Origin of the sequence: Niastella yeongjuensis (assembly GCF_900110245.1) — a bacterium.
Lineage (GTDB): Bacteria > Bacteroidota > Bacteroidia > Chitinophagales > Chitinophagaceae > Niastella > Niastella yeongjuensis.
The window spans coordinates 1-16,725 of record NZ_FOCZ01000007.1 but is presented as its reverse complement, the minus strand read 5'-3'; the positions used below and the strand labels follow the sequence as shown (position 1 = coordinate 16,725).

Sequence of the window (16,725 nt, the reverse complement as noted above, 5' to 3'; positions counted from 1 at the left end):
TACGTGGCAGGGCTTATCATCATTATTTTTTCTCCGGAACAAGAAATGGTGTTCCTTTTGCTCCAATAAAAAATACAAGCAGTTTAGCTTCCCTGGTCTTGCTCACATTTCTGGTCTGCTCATGTAGTCCATTTGGCTCTTCCCAGAAGGTATCACCAGCCTTGTAGGTATATTTTTTACCTTCAAATATAGATTCTATTTCGCCCTCCAGTACATACCCAATTGTTGCCTGTGGATGTCTGTGTGCACTGGCTGCTGCGCCTGGAGCCAGGTTTACAAGAACTACCTTGGCTTCCTGTCCTTTAACATCTGGCAAGGACGTGATTTCTCTTTGGAAAAGTACTTTAGCTGTGTGTTTGGCAGCTTCATTATGGGATGAAGATTGCGCTTTTGCGTTAACTGCAAATACTGTGGACAGAACCACAAAACCAAATGCGAACTTTGTCATAGTTACTATTTTTTTGCAATTGCAAATTGCTACAGGAAGACTATGCATCTGCTTAAACTGGCTTAAGAAATTAAACATTCGCACATATTTGAGTTGTACACAACCATCCCCTGTTAAAAAATGGGCAATGAAAGGTCTTCAATTAATATTACTTTGTTTTTTATTTACTGCCAAAAGCTACGGCCAGGGAGGCCGGATAGTTATATAAGTTACAAAAGATAAGCATAGGAGCTTAAGTGAGGTAGAATGTGACAGTGATCCCGGGTTTGAAATAGACGCAAACCTTGTGCGTGCAGTAAAAAAGTCTGGGAAATGGGTTTCCGGTAAGGGATATATAGTGCGGCCTTACAAGCATTGATAAGGGACTGCGTGTAAATTGAAGCGTATGCATAATTTGACAGCTATAAAATCTTACTGCGCAGTTAGGATGCGTAGAATGGCATTTTCTTGCGGAAGCAATTGCTAATACAAATAATATACATCGGTCAAAGACGGTGCATCAAAACTCTATTCTGAAAACATCATGCATATCTGGAATGTAGACAATACTGACTTTACTAATTTGTTACTATGGCGTAATGAAAGGGACATTTTCAGGGTAATACAGGATGGTAATTACTGTTCTATATTGAATAACGGCAGTTACACCCTTATTAACAAGAAATATGAAGATATCTTTCTACTGGCCTTTGACCAGGTAAATGTCCGACCAGTCAGGATACACGACTACCAGTTTAATTCGGTAGTCGAAGATTATATTGAACTTATCTTTCTAAATATTATCACTCCGGAGACCATAGATTATGAACAAAACGTGGGATATAAGGTATGGGGATTCAATGGACATATTTTTGTATCTCAGGCATTAAAAGATGAGCTGGCACAGGCTTCACGGAACGACCTAAACTTTTCTCCCGGTTTTTCATATTTTTCTTAACCTGATCTGTGCTTTATATTTCAAAAGCCATGATCCCAAAAACTGCTAAAGTTGCCCGCTTTTAGAAAAGAAGGCAACTTTAGAACAGGCTTACTTCCTACCTGCATATCTGATCTGTGTCATAGAATAAACGGCATTAAATAAAATGAAAGGCAGGCTTAGTCGAAAATCTATTATCAAACACTTCCTGCTGGTTCATTTAATATTGATCTCAATTGTTATAAGAATACATGCCCAGAATGATTCACTTAATAATAATGATTTACAAACGTGGGGGGCTATTAACCCGGGAAAGGGTTTTACTTTGGCAAAAACTAAATTCGGCGTACTCAATATAAGCGGTTACATGCTTGCCAGATACATGAACCAGATGCCTGGCTCTCAGGAATATAAAGACCACCTGGGCAACCCACAACAAATGGATGGCCGTAACGACATCCTTTGGCACCGTGTTCAGGCTTTTATACAGGGTTGGATCTATGATCCCCGCCTGAACTACATGATCACGTTATGGACTGTAAATGCTACTAATCAGGTAGCCATAGCCGGTTCCATGAGCTTTCGCTTCAATAAATACTTCAACTTAACTGCGGGCATAAACGCATTCCCTGGTACCCGTTCATTGGGAGGGTCACATCCCTATTGGCTGGGTACCGACCGGGTGATGGCCGACGAGTATTTTAGACCGGGTTTTACCAGCGGGGTATGGGCCACAGGTGAGCCCTTTAAAAATGTGCATTATAATGTTATGGTGGGTGATAATCTCAGTGAGCTTGGAATTTCAGCTGCTAAGTTGAACCGGCATTTGGGGTATGGTGCAAGTATCTGGTGGATGCCTGGTACCGGTGAATTTGGTCCGCGTGGCGCTTATGGCGACTGGGAATTCCACGATAGCCTGGCTACCCGCATGGGCGGTTCCTTTGCACATCACCGGGAAAACCGGTACAGTAATTTATCACAGAACTCTCCGGATAATACCGCAATCCGGTTGTCCGATGCCAGCCTGTTTTTTGCTGGCGGTGCATTGGCGCCTGGCGTAACCGTGCAGGAAGCTAATTTTACACAATACGCCATTGATGCAGGCTTTAAATATAGAGGGGGCTTTCTACAGTTTGAATACTACTTCCGCAACCTCAATAAATTCGATGCTGATGGTACGCTTCCATTAAATTCTATCTTCGATCACGGATTTATGGTGCAGGCAGCCTTTTTTCCCATTCCTAAAAAGCTCGAAGTATATGGGGCTACCTCGCAGATCTACGGGTCATTTAACAATGCCAGTGAATGCCTGCTAGGCGCAAATTTATATCCGTTCAAAACCCGCAATATGCGTTTAAATGGGCAGGTGATTGCAGTGAAAGACTCCCCCGTTAGCAGCGTATTTGGTTATTACACTGGCGGACAAACAGGAACAACCCTGTCAATATCTGCTTCTATTTTATTTTAGTAGATATAATTGAGCAATAGTTAATACAGCGTCCGTTACTGCATTACAAACGGGAAGCGTTTACGCCAAATTCTTTTTTAAAAATCCTGGAAAAGTGTGAGAGGTTTTCAAAGCCAACTTCAAGGTATACTTCCGATGGCTTCCTGTTCTTTTGAGCAATGAGAAAATACGCCATTTCCAATCTGCGTTTTTGCAACCACTTCTCAGGTGTTGTATTGAAAATTTTCGCAAAGTCACGTTTGAACGATGAAATGCTTCGTCCTGTAAGTTTTGCAAATTGCGTAACAGGAACGTTGTACGAAAAATACCTGTTCATATATGCTTCCAGGTCTATTTTGTGCGGTTCGCTGAAATCGAACAAAAAGTTTTTCAACGCAGCATTGCGAAGTAATAGTACAATGGCTTCGGTAGTTTTTATTTGTGCTAAAACCGGTGTCAGTTTTTCGGGTTGAGCAAAATAGGGCATAATTGAATTGAAATAGGATCTCATAAACACATCGTTTTCTAACAGCACAAAAGGTTCGCCTGTGTAAATCCCCTCTGCTTTTACGCCATATTCAGCACTGAATTTTTTCAACGTTTGCTGGTCAATACAAATGCTGATCGACTTAAACGGTTTTTCCCCGTCTGCTTTTTTAGTCGTTTTTATCAACTGATTTTTTCTGATCAAACCCAACGTTCCCTGGGGATACGATACGATCCTTTCATCTGAAAACATTTCTGATCTTCCCGAAACGATCAAAACCAACCAATGCTCATAAACAAAAGGATCATGTCCAAATTCATCAGTTGAACAGGAAAATAACGCGATATTATGTTGCCCTGGTTCCTGCATATAAAACTATCCTTTCATTTGGCTCATAATTATTTTGTCCATTAGTTTATCTGAAACAATTTTTCGTGCCGCCAAAATTTGTTTTGCTCCGAATCCTCCAGCATAACGTGTTTTCGGGTTCCTGGCTTCGATACTCTTTTTAATCAATTTTGCAATTACGATCGGTTCTGGCAAGTTCATATTTGCTGTAGCTTTTTCTGCGTTTGCTGCTATTTCTTTGTAAATCGTATTTCCTGAAATACGCATCATATGTTCATTTGCAATCGCTGCCCATTCTGATCTTATTCCGCCCGGTTCAATCCCAATTACGTCGATGCCGAATGGTTTTACTTCCATTCTCAATGTGTCGCTCAATGCTTCTATGGCAAATTTACTTGCATGATACCAACCAGATAGTGGAAACGCAATTTTGCCGCCAATAGAAGAAATGTTTATGATCTTACCGTATTTATTTTGTCGCATTTTCGGCAGCACTAACTGCGTTAAACGCATTGCTCCAAATACGTTTACTTCCAATTGATAACGTGCGTCGTCCATAGGTACATCTTCAACCGCGCCAGAAGAACCGAAACCTGCATTGTTTACCAAGATATCAATATTTCCTGCTTCTGTGAAGATCTGTTCAATACAAGCCGTAATGCTTCCCTCTTTTGTAACGTCCAATGCAATGGGTTTAATACTGTAATTTTTTAAATCCTGCATTTTTTCAGTTCTGCGTGCAGCGCCGTACACGTTGTAACCGTTTTGTGCCAGATAAATAGCGGTCGCCTTTCCAATTCCTGCCGAAGCTCCTGTAACTAATACTGTTTTTGCCATAATTATTAAACTTGTATGGCACAAAATTAGACTGCCTTTCCGGGTACAGGTTTTCTGAAAAGTCCAAATTTGTTTTCTGAAAGGCCCAGAGGGGAAGTTATTCGGTACGTAATGATTTTACCGTATTAGCCTTTGCCGCCTTCAGGCTATATACAAATGATAAAAGCCCTGAAACGCTTTTCTATTTTACGTGTCAGGGCTTGTCATTTACCAGGTGTAGTACGTTACAAAACGACTCCTGGAACGTTGTTTTACTTCAATAAAACGCTTCTTCATCCATTGTTTTCTGTTCCTGGAAACCAGTTTCCAGTTGGGATGGTTCCTGATCTGTCTTGTATCATTCTCCATATACATTGGTGTATATGGATTGTCAATACAGGTCCGCCAAAAGGTCGGATGCCAGGGACAACGGGAACAAGCTGCATATAATTCTTTTCTTACCAGATTGTAGGTCCGGCTATCGGTGGTTTCTTTCAAACACCTGTGACGTTTCATGTGTAGTTATTTGGTAACTACAAGCCGTCGAATTGCTTTTTCATGGAACTTATTATGATTGAATAGTAACTGAGAACTGATTTCTTAGTCGGGTCTCGCCCAACGTAGCCCGCGTGATAAGGGACTGTTTTAAAAATAAAAAAGCCCGCCATCGCTTAAAGCTCTGGCGGGCGAAGTCGGGTGGACAAGATTCGAACTTGCGACCCCTAGCACCCCATGCTAGTGCGCTACCGGGCTGCGCCACCACCCGAACTCGGCATCTTAAGTTTCAACACCCTCTTTTACAAGGACTTTTACTCCTTACTATTCTGCCTTTGGGGCTGCAAATGTAGCTTAAAAAATTGATTTCCTGAAAAATATGCTGGAAAATGTAAAATTTATTTGGCTGCTACCGCCTCAATTTCCAATTTCCATCCTTTATCGAGCAACTGGCAGCAAATAACCGTTCGGGCTGGTGCATGGCTGCCGAGGTATTTCATCAGTGTTTTTAGGTTTGCTTCCAACAGCTTAAGGGGCATTATGACACTTGTAAAAAGGTAGCACGAAATTTGCGCATTACTCCGACTTAGTCAACCACGTTATGAATACTATCAAAATAATCACCTCAACAACCCGGGAAGGCAGAAAAGGAATAGCCATTGCAAACTGGATTACTGATTTAGCTAAGCAAAATAACAGATATAATATCGAGTTATTGGACCTGGCCCAAATCAATCTCCCTTTCATGGATGAACCAAATCATCCCCGGCTCAAACAATATCATTATGAGCATACAAAAAAGTGGAGCGAAACAATTAATACCGCAGATGCATTTATTATTGTTTTGGCCGAATACAATTTTGGCTTCCCTGCTCCAATAAAAAATGCAATAGATTATCTTTATAACGAGTGGATGAATAAACCGGTTGCGTTTGTAAGTTATGGCGGTGTTTCCGGCGGTCTTCGTGCCACGCAAATGTTGAAGCAGGTAGTTTCTGCCGTTCACATGATGCCTGTTACTGATCAGGTTAACATCCCTTTCTTTGCAAAGCTTATTGACGACAATGGCGTATTTCAACCGGGTGAACCAATCATAAAATCAGCCGAAGCGATGCTAAAAGGATTGGAAAGCTGGAGCGAGGCTTTGAAAACAATGCGAAACAAATAAATAGAAAGCACTTCGGTGCTTTTTTTATATCCAATTCAGTTAAATAATCCATAAAATCACACCCCGGCTGTCGGATTTTATTTCATAAAAAAATTTTAGCACTATTTTGAAATAGAATCTTCCGGCATGATCAAAAATTACCTGACTTCTGCCTGGCGTAATATTACCCGGCATAAAACGTTTGCTGCTATCAATGTTTTTGGCCTCTCCCTGGGCATTAGCACCTGCCTTGTTATTTTTCTTATCACCAGGTTTGAGTTAAGCTTCGATAACTATCATCCTGACAAAAAAAGAATATTCAGGGTCGTTAGTGACACCTATTTATCAGAGTCTGGCGAAGATCACAGCGGCACTATTCCCTCCCCTGCTATACCTGTCATACGGAACGCAGTAACCGGTCTGGAAACGATTGCTGTATTTCTAAATTACGAAGCAACGGTAATTATACAAGACAATGGATTGCCATTAAAAAAATTTGCAAGGCCATTATTCAGAGAAGGACAATCTTCAGATATTGTGGCTACCGAACCGCAATATTTTCGCCTTTTTCATTATGACTGGCTGGCCGGAAATCCTGCCGTCTTAAAGGAACCTAATACGGTGGTACTTACTGAAAGCAAAGCCCGGCAGTATTTTGGTTCACGTACTCCGGCTGATATATTGAATAAAATTGTTACCTATAACGATTCCGTAAACGTTCGGGTGGCCGGCGTTGTGAAAGATCCACCGAAAAACTCTGATTTCTTTTTCAAGGATTTTATCTCCATTACCACACTTAAAATAGATGCAGCTTCGCAATCATGGAACGATGGCTATACCAATCAGCAGGTATTTGTTAAGCTGGCGAACAATGTTCCGCAAGCTAACATCAATACTCAACTGACAAACCTTAGAAGCCGGTATTTAAAACCAGCAAAGGACAGCAAAACAACCTGGCTTCTGCAGCCCTTATCAACTGTACATTTTGATGCCAGGTACACCGATAACTATTCAAGGAAAGTTCATTTGCCGACACTGTATGGCTTAATGGCCATTGCTGGGTTTATTCTTATTGTTGCGATTATTAATTTCATTACATTATCCACGGCCCAATCCATTGACAGGGCCAGGGAAACCGGCATTCGTAAAATTTGCGGCAGTTCGGTCAGGGGACTTGTTGCAAGGTTTTTGAGCGAAACTTTCATCCTGACCTGTTTAGCGCTTGCACTTGCTGTTGCAGGCATATACGGCCTTTTAGCTGTTTTTAAGACTTTTATTCCTGAAGGTGTTACCTTCTCCTTTTTTAGTGCATCAACCTGGTTGTTTTTATTAGCAGTTGGTTTATTCACTACACTACTGGCCGGCATTTACCCTGCTAAAGTCTTATCATCTGTAAAGCCTGCCATTTCAGTGAAAGGAGCCGGAATGCAAAAAGGGAACCGGCGCGGCTATTTTATTAAAGGGTTGATCGTGTTTCAGTTTACCATTTCCATGGTGTTTATTATAGCAACTCTGGTAACCGGTAACCAGTTGCAGTACATGCTACACAAAGACCTTGGTTTTGCGAAAGACGCTATCATTACCATACAAACAGATATGGATTATGCCGCTGATAAAAAAAATGTGCTGGCAGAAAAGATCAGGCAATTGCCGGAGGTAGAAGCGGTAAGTATAAGCGAAGGAACACCACTTGCAAAACTACACTTTTTCAATCCGCTTATATACAGAGGCAAAGTGGAAAGAGGAATAGCCACCATCCTGGAATGGGGTGATGAAAATTTTGTTCCGTTATATGATATAAAATTGTTAGCCGGACGCAATATTCAGGCATGCGATTCCATAAAAGAATTCCTGGTAAATGAAAGCTGTGCAAAAGGATTGGGCTTTACAAAACCAGAAGATGCCGTGGGTAAAACAGTCGAAACAATAGTTCCTCCCGGTGGCGTTGTAAAACGACCCATTGTTGGTGTTATAGCTGATTTTCATTCACAATCTTTACAAGAGCCTTTAATGCCGGTTGTTTTTACCACTTCCAAAGAGTTTACCAGGCTGTTGAATATAAAGTTAAAGACCAGGGGACAACACCCGAGCCATATTAAAACTACCCTTTCAAAAGTTGAAAAGTGCTGGAAAGAAATTTATGCTTATGATCCGTTTAAGTATACTTTTTTTGATGAAGCGATCGCCAAATTTTATGAGAAAGAAAAACAAACTGTCAGCCTGATGAACATCGCCATGGTGGTTTCCATTTGTATCTCCTGCCTGGGCTTGTTCGGACTGGCCACCCTTTCTGCCCGACGGCGCGCCAAAGAACTGGGCATCAGGAAAGTGCTGGGGGCAGGAATTGGACAAATTGTTTTCGTACTAAGTAAGGACACTATTAAACTGGTATTGATAGCTATTGCAGTTGCTTCGCCAATTGCCTGGTATGCGATGCACCAATGGCTGAATGGTTTTGCGTTTCGTATTGTAATAAACTGGTGGGTATTCGTGCTGGCTGGCATTATTGCTGTTTTCATTGCATTCTGCACAGTATGCTATCAATCGATTAAAGCCGCTTTGGTGAACCCTGTTCATGCTTTGCGAAAAGAATAGTATTTTCAAAAGCCAGGTTATAATATAATTGAACCATGTACAAAACTACTTTTCTTATCCTTGCCTTTTCACTTCCGATTGTTGCCTTCTCCCAGAATGGGTATCTGGTTTTAAAAAAAAGGCACAGGCCTCTTCGTTATTTCTGGAAAGATTCCCGAATAACGTTTCAGAGAAATGACGGCGAATGGATCCACGGTATTATTACCAATATTCATAACGATTCATTCTCACTCACCCGTGAATCGATCCGGTACACATTATCCGGGGTAGACACAACTCATTATCGAGGATATATATTTAGCTTGAAAGATATATATGCCCTGCCTACAAAAAAGGAAATGATTGTTCATGATAACAACCGCGTTCGTGTCATCCTGGGGCATGAAAAATTTGTTTGGGTGCGGAATGGCTTTATATTTCAGGTAGCCGGAGCAGGATATGTAGTTTTAAACATTGCCAACGACCTCATCCAGAATGAACCGCCCTTTGAGCAAGAAAAATTAAAAGGGCTTGCCATTGGATCGGCGGTCTTTTTGATAGGCACAATATTGCACTGGAGTTTCTACCCGCATATCCGTATTGGAAAGAAATTTCATCTTGAAGCTGTTGTTATATCTGGCATGTAGTTGCAGTACTACTTTGGTTAACGGCTGTGCATTACTTTGTCATAAAGCTGTTTCAATCATTCCTTGCCTTTTTCAGTTCTGCACGGTGGCGTTCCCCCCATTTGATCATTTCATCCACCATCGGTTTAAGACTTTTGCAATATGGTGTAACGGTGTAGGTAATAGTGACTGGCAGGGAGTCATACACGGTGCGTACCAACAACCGGTTTTCTTCCAGATCTTTGAGTTCTTTGGAAAGTACCCGGGTGGTAATATTGGGCACCGCGCGCTGGATGTCGCGAAAACGCTGATTGCCGTTATTAACAGCCATCATGATGGGCAGTTTCCATTTGCCACTGATCACGAATAACGTGTCTTGCACATACTTGATCTTCTGCTCTATACTTAATTCTTTCTTCGCCATGTTGGTATCCTTTAGGTAACTGGCATCAAAAATATACCATTCTGCTATTAGCTTTGAAAAAAATAAGAATGGCAAAAACGGTATTGATCACTGGTGCCACCAGTGGTATTGGCAGGGCCGCATCACTGGCGCTGGCGAAGCAAGGTTACCTGGTAATCATTCATGGAAGAAACTCCGGAAAAACGGAATTAATAAGAAAAGAGATTATTGCTGTTAGCGGGAACGACCAGATTTATTCGGTGACGGCCGACCTCTATAACCTGGCAGACGTGCGCAGGATGTGTGATGAGATACATGGGCAATTTTCAAGCCTTGATATACTGATCAACAACGCGGGCGGTCTTATGGGCAAAGAGCGGGAGACAACCGGAGAGGGTTTTGAAAAAACGTTTGCAGTTAACGTGTTGGCCCCCTTCCTGATCACGCACTTATTGATGGACTTATTGGTAAAGAGCAATGATGCCCGTATTATCAACGTAGCCTCTAACTCTCACCAATTAAATGCAAAGCCGGACTTTGATGACATTCAGTTAGAAAACCACTACAATCCCTTATGTGCCTATGGCAATGCGAAACTATTCCTGATCTGGAATACCCAGCACCTGGCTGCACAGCTGGAGCGGGATGGCGTTACCAATGTACGGGCCTATACAATTCATCCGGGAGCGGTAGCTACGAGTTTTGGTATAGGCAGTAACCTCGGCCCGGTACTGAATTTTGTCAGCAAGCTGGCCCGATCTTTCTTCCGTAGCCCCGAAACTGGTGCAGACACCATGGTATACCTGACCACAGAACAAAACCTGCCAGGTAAATCAGGTGATTATTTTGTAGACAGGAAACTGGCTAAAAAGAGCACGAAGTATTTCACGCCGGAACGCGAACAACTTATCTGGGACTATTGCCTGCTGCAGACCGGCTTTCGCAGATAACAACTGGTGGTTAAACTATCTGAAATGAGCAAAATGTGATATCTATTGGTTAAGAAACATTAAGTATATGTAGTGATGTAAGTATAACTTCACTCACCTTCTTTAATTTTTCAGCATGAGAATGACGATCATTTCATTATTCATAATCGGCAGCTCATTTGCGGCACAGTCGCAGTACAAACTGCTGCTTACACCAACCGATGCTGCGTTTAAAAAGCAGGCGCCGGCTGCTTTCAACGTCTTGCTGGAAACCACCAGGGGTAATATATTGCTGGCGTTAAAACGCGAGTGGGCACCCAATGGGGTGGACAGGTTTTATAATCTTGTACAGCATGGTTATTATAACGATGCTGCCTTCTTCCGCGTTCGTGCTAAATTATGGGCACAGTTCGGAATAGCCGCCGATCCGGCGATTGCACAGGCATGGCGTAAGGAGAACATCCCCGATGATCCGCGCAAGGAATCCAATACCAGGGGAACACTGGCCTATGCCTTCAAAGATCCTAATGGAAGAACGACACAGATCTTTATCAACCTGCGCGATAACAGTGCAACCCATGATACCGAGCCGTTTGTTCCATTTGCAAAGATCATCAGTGGTATGGAGGTGGCAGACGCACTTTTTTCAGAATACGGGGAACAATCGGGCGGCGGCATAAGGGCCGGTCACCAGGATTCGCTTTTTGCTTCAGGCAACGATTACCTGAAGCGGAATTTCCCGAAACTTGATTATATAAAAAGGGCGAGCGTGGTGAAGGAGTAAAATTACCATGTAAAAATGAGCCGGGTACTGGGGCGGATTATTCCACCTTGAAGCAATGACATCAGGATTTTTATATTTGGGATCCATAATTCATGTTTTAAATTCCGCTAATTACTATTGCCATCAAGGAACTGCAGGGCTGTTGAAGTAAATGGGACTGTGGCATCATAAATGGGAACGTGGTCGCCTCCGGGAATAATCCATAACGAAGCATTTGGTATAGAACGGTAGATGCTTACGGGAATTTCAACAGGAAAAAAGTTGTCGCGATCACCGTGTACCACGAGCGTACGAGCCGAAATGGCTGACAAACTTTGAGCAGTAAAATTCATATCGTCGTAGTTTTCGGCAAACGCGTTGAACTGTGTAATGAGCTGATGAATCTGCTCATCGCCACGTTTTGCACACTCCCTATACATTTCTTTTACCACCGGGGGCATGGTGCCGAATGAAGCTCTGCGCATAATGGTCCTGGCCTGATCGGGGAAATGAGAAGTTGCACTAATTAATACCATGGAGTCGATGCGCTTAGGCTGGCTCGTTGCCATGTGCAATAACGTCATTCCGCCAGAACTCATTCCCATAGCCGAGAATTGACCGATCCCTAACTTTTCCAGCAGGAGGAAAACATCCTGCGCTGCTTCCCGGTGCGTGAACGTGTTCCGGGGATTGGTGGAGTGACCATGGCCGCGCAGGTCTACAATGATCAGTCGATAGCGCGCAGAGAGCGATGTGATAAAGGGATGCCAGTTCTGTGTACACCCGCCAAACCCATGCAAAAGCACCAATGGCTTACCTGCTCCATATTCTTCATAGTATAGCTCAATATCTCTGACTTGAACTAAATGGCCGTGGGTGGTTGTCTGTTTGGGAGCATATGTTTTAGCCATAGGTACGGTTGCTTACAAAGTTGACCGCAATATTACGCTTCTTATTTCTTACCGAGTTCTTCTGCCAGCCCGATGAGCAATCCTTCGTGCCCACGGATGTAGCAGAGCCGGTAAACATCCTCGTACTGAACCACTTCACCAACGAGTGTGGCGCCCTGTTTATAAAGCCTGTTGAGCGTTTCGTCGAGATCGCCAACATTGAACATGATGCGCAGGTATCCGAGTGCGTTGACCGGCGCAGTTCTGTGATCAGCAATCGTTGGCGGGGTAAGAAACCGGGAAAGCTCTAACCGGCTGTGGCCATCGGGGGTAACCATCATGGCGATCTCTACCTGTTGGGAACCCAGGCCGGTAACGCGCCCGGCCCACTCCCCTTCTATGGTGGCCCGCCCTTCCAGCTTCAGCCCTAACTCAGTAAAAAAAGAGATGGCACCATCGAGGGATTCTACAACGATGCCGACATTGTGCATTGTCAAAAGGTTATTTTTTGCCATAGTGTTAAAATCAAAAGTTATAATTGTCTGAAAGTACTACACCTCGCCCTTATTGGGAGCGTTTTACTTCATTATTAGTAATTGATTTTGTAATTTCGCAAGCTAATTATTTGAGAAAAAAGGATTTATGATCAACATTACATTCCCGGATGGCGTAGTCAGGCAGTACGAACAAGGTATTACTGCCATGGACATCGCTAAATCCATCAGCGAAGGGCTCGCCCGCAAGGTGCTGGCAGCAAAAGTAAACGGACAGGTAATAGATGCGTCCCGCCCCATTACGCAGGACGGAACCATTCAACTCCTGACGTGGACGGATGCTGACGGCAAGGCCACCATGTGGCACTCCTCCGCGCATCTCATGGCCGAGGCGCTGGAATCCCTGTATCCGGGAGTGAAGTTCGGCTACGGTCCTCCGCTTGAAAACGGAGGTTTTTACTACGATGTGGACCTCGACGGCCGCCAGATCTCCGAGGAAGAGCTGCGTAGGCTGGAAGTGAAGATGCAGGAACTGGCCAAACAGAACAATCCATACATCCGCCGCGAAGTCCCCAAAGCGGAGGCGATCCGGTATTTCACTGAAAAGAACGATCCCTACAAACTGGAGATCATCGACCGGCTGGAAGATGGCAACATTTCATTCTATACCCAGGGCGGGTTCACCGACCTCTGCCGTGGGCCGCATATCCCGAGCACCGGTTTCATCAAAGCCGTTAAGCTCACCAACATTGCCGGCGCATACTGGCTGGGGAACGAAAAAAACAAGATGCTGACCCGCATCTACGGTGTCACTTTCCCTTCCCAAAAGGAACTGGACGAACACCTGGCACTGATAGAAGAAGCCAAAAAACGTGATCACCGCAAGCTGGGCAAGGAACTGGACCTGTTCGCATTCTCCGAGAAAGTAGGCCTCGGCCTTCCGCTCTGGCTGCCCAAAGGCGCCATGCTCCGCGAACGCCTTCAGAACTTTCTGCAGAAAGCACAGATCGAAAGTGGCTACCTGCCTGTGATCACCCCACATATCGGCAATAAAGCCCTCTACGTAACTTCCGGTCACTATGAGAAATACGGGAAAGACAGCTTCCAGGCCATTCACACGCCGGAAGAAGGGGAAGAGTTCATGCTGAAACCCATGAACTGCCCACACCACTGTGAGATCTACAAAACCTCCCCGCGATCGTATAAAGACCTGCCGATCCGCTTCGCGGAATTCGGTACCGTATACCGTTACGAGCAACACGGGGAGCTTCACGGCCTGACCCGCGTTCGCGGCTTTACTCAGGACGATGCCCACCTGTTCTGCCGGCCAGACCAGGTAAAAGAGGAGTTCATCAAAGTGATCGACCTCGTATTGTACGTTTTTGGCAGCCTCGGTTTTGAAAACTATACCGCACAGATCTCGCTGCGGGATAAAGAGAACCGTTCCAAATACATCGGTTCCGAAGAGAACTGGAACCTCGCCGAACAGGCCATTATCGAGTCCGCCGCCGAAAAAGGACTGAACACTGTAGTAGAATACGGAGAAGCGGCTTTCTACGGCCCGAAGCTGGATTTCATGGTGAAGGATGCCCTTGGCCGTAAATGGCAGCTGGGCACCATTCAGGTGGATTACAACCTCCCCGAGCGTTTCGAACTCGAATACGTAGGGGCGGATAATAAACCGCACCGCCCGGTGATGATCCACCGCGCACCCTTTGGTTCCATGGAACGTTTCATAGCAGTACTGATAGAACACTGTGCAGGCAAATTCCCGCTCTGGCTCACCCCTACGCAGGTAAAACTGCTGCCGATCAGCGACAAGTTTGTGCCGTATGCAGAGAAAGTGGCAGCATTGCTAAAAAAAGTGGAAATACGCGCAGAGATAGACGACAGAGGCGAAAAGATCGGGAAAAAGATCCGCGAGGCGGAACTGGCCAAAATACCGTATATGCTTGTGATCGGTGAAAAAGAAGAAGCCGAGGAAAAAGTAGCAGTACGCCGCCAGGCGAAAGGAGATCTCGGCACCATGAGCGTGGAAGCATTCACGAAACTGGTGCAGGATGAGGTGATCAGCCGTAAACCTTTTGAGTAATCAGCTTATTGTAATAAAGACAATTTTCAAGAAGGCGTCTCAAAAGTAAGAGGCGCCTTTTTTCTGTTTTATGGCGATGTATAGAGCGTAATAGAATTGAAGTAAGATTTTCTTAAAGTAGATGTTTTCGGAAGATATTTTTAAAAAGTTCGAAGTGATTCAAGGGCTTTTAGGCCGCCTTCTTCCTTAAGTTGTGTGCGAGTGCCAGTAAACCGGTTTCAACTGCTACCTTTTCTTTACCTCGTAGCATGAAGCGTTTAAAATTATGATTATATTTAATATTTGCGAACACAGGTTCTGTGTCGAAGCAACGCTGTTTGCGTTTTTGGATGCCTCGTTTACTCTTTAATCGCTTTTCCGCTTTTTCTTTGAGGCGTTGGTTGTTAAGGCTGACCTCTATTATTCGATCACCTTTTTGCCCGTGACAGGTTCCATATAAAAAGCAGCCTTCACAGTTTGAAGCCTTATATTTATCTATCACTTTTGGATAGCCTGTTTTTGTTTCTTCAATCGTCCAACCAACATGTTTCATTGGTTCGCCTATTGGGCAAAGGTATTGGTTGTTCTGTTCTTCATAGATAAGCTTATCTATACTAAATGGAGTTTTATTACGGATTGTTTCATTCTGCATCCGGTCAAACTGGTTGTGCTTCACATAAGCTGTGATGCGCTTTTTTTCCAGCCATTGATAATTCTCTTCACTTCCATAACCTGCATCAGCGGTAACGTTATTGGGCTTTTGTTTGAAGTTGCTTATGTGTTGGCTAAGATGGTCAATCAGGGTATTAGTATCAGTAGTGTTTTGATGGATACTGTAAGAGGCTATGTATTGATTATTAGTACTGATCTGGACGTTATAGGCTGGTTTTAACTGGCCATTTTTCATATGGTCTTCTTTCATGCGCATGAAGGTGGCGTCCTTATCTGTTTTGCTATAACTGTTTCTTTGCTCACCCATTGTTTTTTCCTGCTCTTCATATTTATCCAGGTTGGCTGGCCAGTTCTTTTTTGCATAGTTTAATTTTTGCCTTTTGTCTTTGGCTATTTTCTTATCCTTAAGCGCAGCATTAATCGCATCTACGGTCCGGGTAACACTTTCTGAATCTATTTTGTCAAAGCCCGATGGATCTGTATCATCTAATTCTGAGGCTGCAACAGACTTGGCATATTGCCACAATTCATTTAATTGCTGTTTTATTTTCTCCCTGTTATGTTTGATTGTATTGCCCCATACAAATGTATACCGGTTGGCATTGGCTTCTATCTTAGTACCGTCTGTGTATAAATCTTTGATACTCAGTAGTCCTTCGTCACATAACAATAAGACAACCTGAGTAAAGATGGGTTGTAAAGTTTTTTGAAGACGTTGTCCGCGGAAGCGATTGATAGTATTGTGATCAGGGGTGCTCATGCCCGCTAACCACATGAAGTTTATATTCTGTGATACTGCTTCTTCAATTTTACGGCTACTGTAAATGTTATTGATATATCCATATACCAGCACTTTGAGCAGCATGCGGGGATGGTAACTGCTGGTACCACCAGGTTTGTACTGTTTGATCAACTCACTTATATCCACCTTCTCCAACACTTCGTTTACAACCCGAACTGGATGATTAGCTGCAATCATCTCATTTAAATCAGGCGGAAGTAACATCGCCTGGTTCTGGAAGTTGCTTTTAAATACAACCGATAATGTTTTTCCTCTTGCCATACCCTTAAAAACAACAAAACCAGTTCTTATTACTAATCCCTAAGAAGCTTTAGTTATACAGTGCTTTTGTGGATAAACACGCCTTAAAAACTGAAAATGAAAAAAGGCCGCCTCAAATTACTTTTGAGACAGCCTC

General features: G+C 43.6%; 17 protein-coding genes and 1 tRNA gene. 8 read left to right on the top strand and 10 right to left on the bottom strand.

What is annotated here, in order from left to right; all coding sequences use genetic code 11:
- Positions 1-22 precede the first annotated feature (22 nt).
- Complete coding sequence (locus BMX95_RS19045) at positions 23-448, bottom strand: cupin domain-containing protein (RefSeq protein ID WP_165759097.1); 426 nt, start codon at positions 446-448, stop codon at positions 23-25.
- 523 nt (positions 449-971) lie between these two features.
- Between BMX95_RS19045 and BMX95_RS19040 the strand changes: the two genes are divergently transcribed.
- A complete protein-coding gene (locus tag BMX95_RS19040) occupies positions 972-1,385 on the top strand; it encodes a hypothetical protein (RefSeq protein WP_081204093.1) in 414 nt (137 codons plus the stop codon).
- Between the two features lie 346 nt (positions 1,386-1,731).
- Positions 1,732-2,832 carry a hypothetical protein gene (locus tag BMX95_RS19035; RefSeq protein ID WP_177193704.1) on the top strand — a complete coding sequence of 367 codons (1,101 nt, stop codon included), beginning with the start codon at positions 1,732-1,734 and terminating at the stop codon, positions 2,830-2,832.
- Between the two features lie 43 nt (positions 2,833-2,875).
- Here the strand turns inward: BMX95_RS19035 and BMX95_RS19030 are convergent, their stop codons facing one another.
- The 5 genes from BMX95_RS19030 to BMX95_RS34550 all read right to left on the bottom strand — a co-directional run bounded on the left by BMX95_RS19030 (position 2,876) and on the right by BMX95_RS34550 (position 5,496).
- Positions 2,876-3,667 (bottom strand): helix-turn-helix domain-containing protein, encoded by a 792-nt coding sequence (locus BMX95_RS19030; protein ID WP_081204097.1) that lies wholly within the window; start codon positions 3,665-3,667, stop codon positions 2,876-2,878.
- A gap of 6 nt (positions 3,668-3,673) precedes the next feature.
- Positions 3,674-4,483 carry an oxidoreductase gene (locus tag BMX95_RS19025; protein WP_081204099.1) on the bottom strand — a complete coding sequence of 270 codons (810 nt, stop codon included), beginning with the start codon at positions 4,481-4,483 and terminating at the stop codon, positions 3,674-3,676.
- Between the two features lie 207 nt (positions 4,484-4,690).
- Entirely contained in the window at positions 4,691-4,978 is a 288-nt protein-coding gene (locus tag BMX95_RS19020) for a hypothetical protein (RefSeq protein ID WP_081204100.1), read from the bottom strand.
- A 176-nt stretch (positions 4,979-5,154) separates the two neighbouring features.
- Positions 5,155-5,228: transfer RNA gene (locus tag BMX95_RS19015), tRNA-Pro, on the bottom strand.
- Between the two features lie 127 nt (positions 5,229-5,355).
- Positions 5,356-5,496, bottom strand: coding sequence for a RidA family protein (locus BMX95_RS34550; RefSeq protein ID WP_177193703.1), 141 nt, complete (start codon positions 5,494-5,496; stop codon positions 5,356-5,358).
- A 62-nt stretch (positions 5,497-5,558) separates the two neighbouring features.
- Between BMX95_RS34550 and BMX95_RS19010 the strand changes: the two genes are divergently transcribed.
- The 3 genes from BMX95_RS19010 (at position 5,559) to BMX95_RS19000 (ending at position 9,325) form a co-directional block, all read left to right on the top strand.
- Positions 5,559-6,125, top strand: coding sequence for an NADPH-dependent FMN reductase (locus BMX95_RS19010; RefSeq protein ID WP_081204102.1), 567 nt, complete (start codon positions 5,559-5,561; stop codon positions 6,123-6,125).
- A 126-nt stretch (positions 6,126-6,251) separates the two neighbouring features.
- A complete protein-coding gene (locus BMX95_RS19005) occupies positions 6,252-8,699 on the top strand; it encodes an ABC transporter permease (protein ID WP_081204103.1) in 2,448 nt (815 codons plus the stop codon).
- A 35-nt stretch (positions 8,700-8,734) separates the two neighbouring features.
- Positions 8,735-9,325 (top strand): hypothetical protein, encoded by a 591-nt coding sequence (locus BMX95_RS19000; protein WP_081204105.1) that lies wholly within the window; start codon positions 8,735-8,737, stop codon positions 9,323-9,325.
- 52 nt (positions 9,326-9,377) lie between these two features.
- Here the strand turns inward: BMX95_RS19000 and BMX95_RS18995 are convergent, their stop codons facing one another.
- Positions 9,378-9,728: a winged helix-turn-helix transcriptional regulator gene (locus BMX95_RS18995; protein ID WP_081204156.1), complete on the bottom strand. Its 351-nt coding sequence runs from the start codon at positions 9,726-9,728 to the stop codon at positions 9,378-9,380.
- Positions 9,729-9,796: 68 nt separating this feature from the next.
- On the opposite strand from BMX95_RS18995, the gene BMX95_RS18990 reads away from it, so the two are divergent.
- Positions 9,797-10,657 carry an SDR family NAD(P)-dependent oxidoreductase gene (locus BMX95_RS18990; RefSeq protein ID WP_081204106.1) on the top strand — a complete coding sequence of 287 codons (861 nt, stop codon included), beginning with the start codon at positions 9,797-9,799 and terminating at the stop codon, positions 10,655-10,657.
- A gap of 115 nt (positions 10,658-10,772) precedes the next feature.
- Entirely contained in the window at positions 10,773-11,420 is a 648-nt protein-coding gene (locus BMX95_RS18985; protein ID WP_081204108.1) for a peptidylprolyl isomerase, read from the top strand.
- A gap of 107 nt (positions 11,421-11,527) precedes the next feature.
- Here the strand turns inward: BMX95_RS18985 and BMX95_RS18980 are convergent, their stop codons facing one another.
- Together BMX95_RS18980 and BMX95_RS18975 are read right to left on the bottom strand one after the other, a co-directional pair.
- Positions 11,528-12,310 (bottom strand): alpha/beta fold hydrolase, encoded by a 783-nt coding sequence (locus tag BMX95_RS18980; RefSeq protein ID WP_081204109.1) that lies wholly within the window; start codon positions 12,308-12,310, stop codon positions 11,528-11,530.
- Between the two features lie 41 nt (positions 12,311-12,351).
- Positions 12,352-12,804, bottom strand: a complete 453-nt coding sequence (locus BMX95_RS18975) for a VOC family protein (protein ID WP_081204111.1) — start codon at positions 12,802-12,804, stop codon at positions 12,352-12,354.
- A 127-nt stretch (positions 12,805-12,931) separates the two neighbouring features.
- Between BMX95_RS18975 and thrS the strand changes: the two genes are divergently transcribed.
- Complete coding sequence (gene thrS / locus BMX95_RS18970) at positions 12,932-14,875, top strand: threonine--tRNA ligase (RefSeq protein ID WP_081204112.1); 1,944 nt, start codon at positions 12,932-12,934, stop codon at positions 14,873-14,875.
- Between the two features lie 169 nt (positions 14,876-15,044).
- Here thrS and BMX95_RS18965 read toward each other — a convergent pair whose 3' ends face one another.
- Positions 15,045-16,589 (bottom strand): IS1182 family transposase, encoded by a 1,545-nt coding sequence (locus BMX95_RS18965; protein WP_081203640.1) that lies wholly within the window; start codon positions 16,587-16,589, stop codon positions 15,045-15,047.
- Between the last annotated feature and the right edge of the window lie 136 nt (positions 16,590-16,725).

Excerpts from the sequence above, each read along its gene's own strand:
- BMX95_RS19045 (WP_165759097.1), bottom strand. The coding sequence starts at position 448 with ATGACAAAGTTCGCATTTGGTTTTGTGGTTCTGTCCACAGTATTTGCA.
- BMX95_RS19040 (WP_081204093.1), top strand. The coding sequence starts at position 972 with ATGCATATCTGGAATGTAGACAATACTGACTTTACTAATTTGTTACTA.
- BMX95_RS19035 (WP_177193704.1), top strand. The coding sequence starts at position 1,732 with ATGCTTGCCAGATACATGAACCAGATGCCTGGCTCTCAGGAATATAAA.
- BMX95_RS19030 (WP_081204097.1), bottom strand. The coding sequence starts at position 3,667 with ATGCAGGAACCAGGGCAACATAATATCGCGTTATTTTCCTGTTCAACT.
- BMX95_RS19025 (WP_081204099.1), bottom strand. The coding sequence starts at position 4,483 with ATGGCAAAAACAGTATTAGTTACAGGAGCTTCGGCAGGAATTGGAAAG.
- BMX95_RS19020 (WP_081204100.1), bottom strand. The coding sequence starts at position 4,978 with ATGAAACGTCACAGGTGTTTGAAAGAAACCACCGATAGCCGGACCTAC.
- BMX95_RS34550 (WP_177193703.1), bottom strand. The coding sequence starts at position 5,496 with ATGCCCCTTAAGCTGTTGGAAGCAAACCTAAAAACACTGATGAAATAC.
- BMX95_RS19010 (WP_081204102.1), top strand. The coding sequence starts at position 5,559 with ATGAATACTATCAAAATAATCACCTCAACAACCCGGGAAGGCAGAAAA.
- BMX95_RS19005 (WP_081204103.1), top strand. The coding sequence starts at position 6,252 with ATGATCAAAAATTACCTGACTTCTGCCTGGCGTAATATTACCCGGCAT.
- BMX95_RS19000 (WP_081204105.1), top strand. The coding sequence starts at position 8,735 with ATGTACAAAACTACTTTTCTTATCCTTGCCTTTTCACTTCCGATTGTT.
- BMX95_RS18995 (WP_081204156.1), bottom strand. The coding sequence starts at position 9,728 with ATGGCGAAGAAAGAATTAAGTATAGAGCAGAAGATCAAGTATGTGCAA.
- BMX95_RS18990 (WP_081204106.1), top strand. The coding sequence starts at position 9,797 with ATGGCAAAAACGGTATTGATCACTGGTGCCACCAGTGGTATTGGCAGG.
- BMX95_RS18985 (WP_081204108.1), top strand. The coding sequence starts at position 10,773 with ATGAGAATGACGATCATTTCATTATTCATAATCGGCAGCTCATTTGCG.
- BMX95_RS18980 (WP_081204109.1), bottom strand. The coding sequence starts at position 12,310 with ATGGCTAAAACATATGCTCCCAAACAGACAACCACCCACGGCCATTTA.
- BMX95_RS18975 (WP_081204111.1), bottom strand. The coding sequence starts at position 12,804 with ATGGCAAAAAATAACCTTTTGACAATGCACAATGTCGGCATCGTTGTA.
- thrS (WP_081204112.1), top strand. The coding sequence starts at position 12,932 with ATGATCAACATTACATTCCCGGATGGCGTAGTCAGGCAGTACGAACAA.
- BMX95_RS18965 (WP_081203640.1), bottom strand. The coding sequence starts at position 16,589 with ATGGCAAGAGGAAAAACATTATCGGTTGTATTTAAAAGCAACTTCCAG.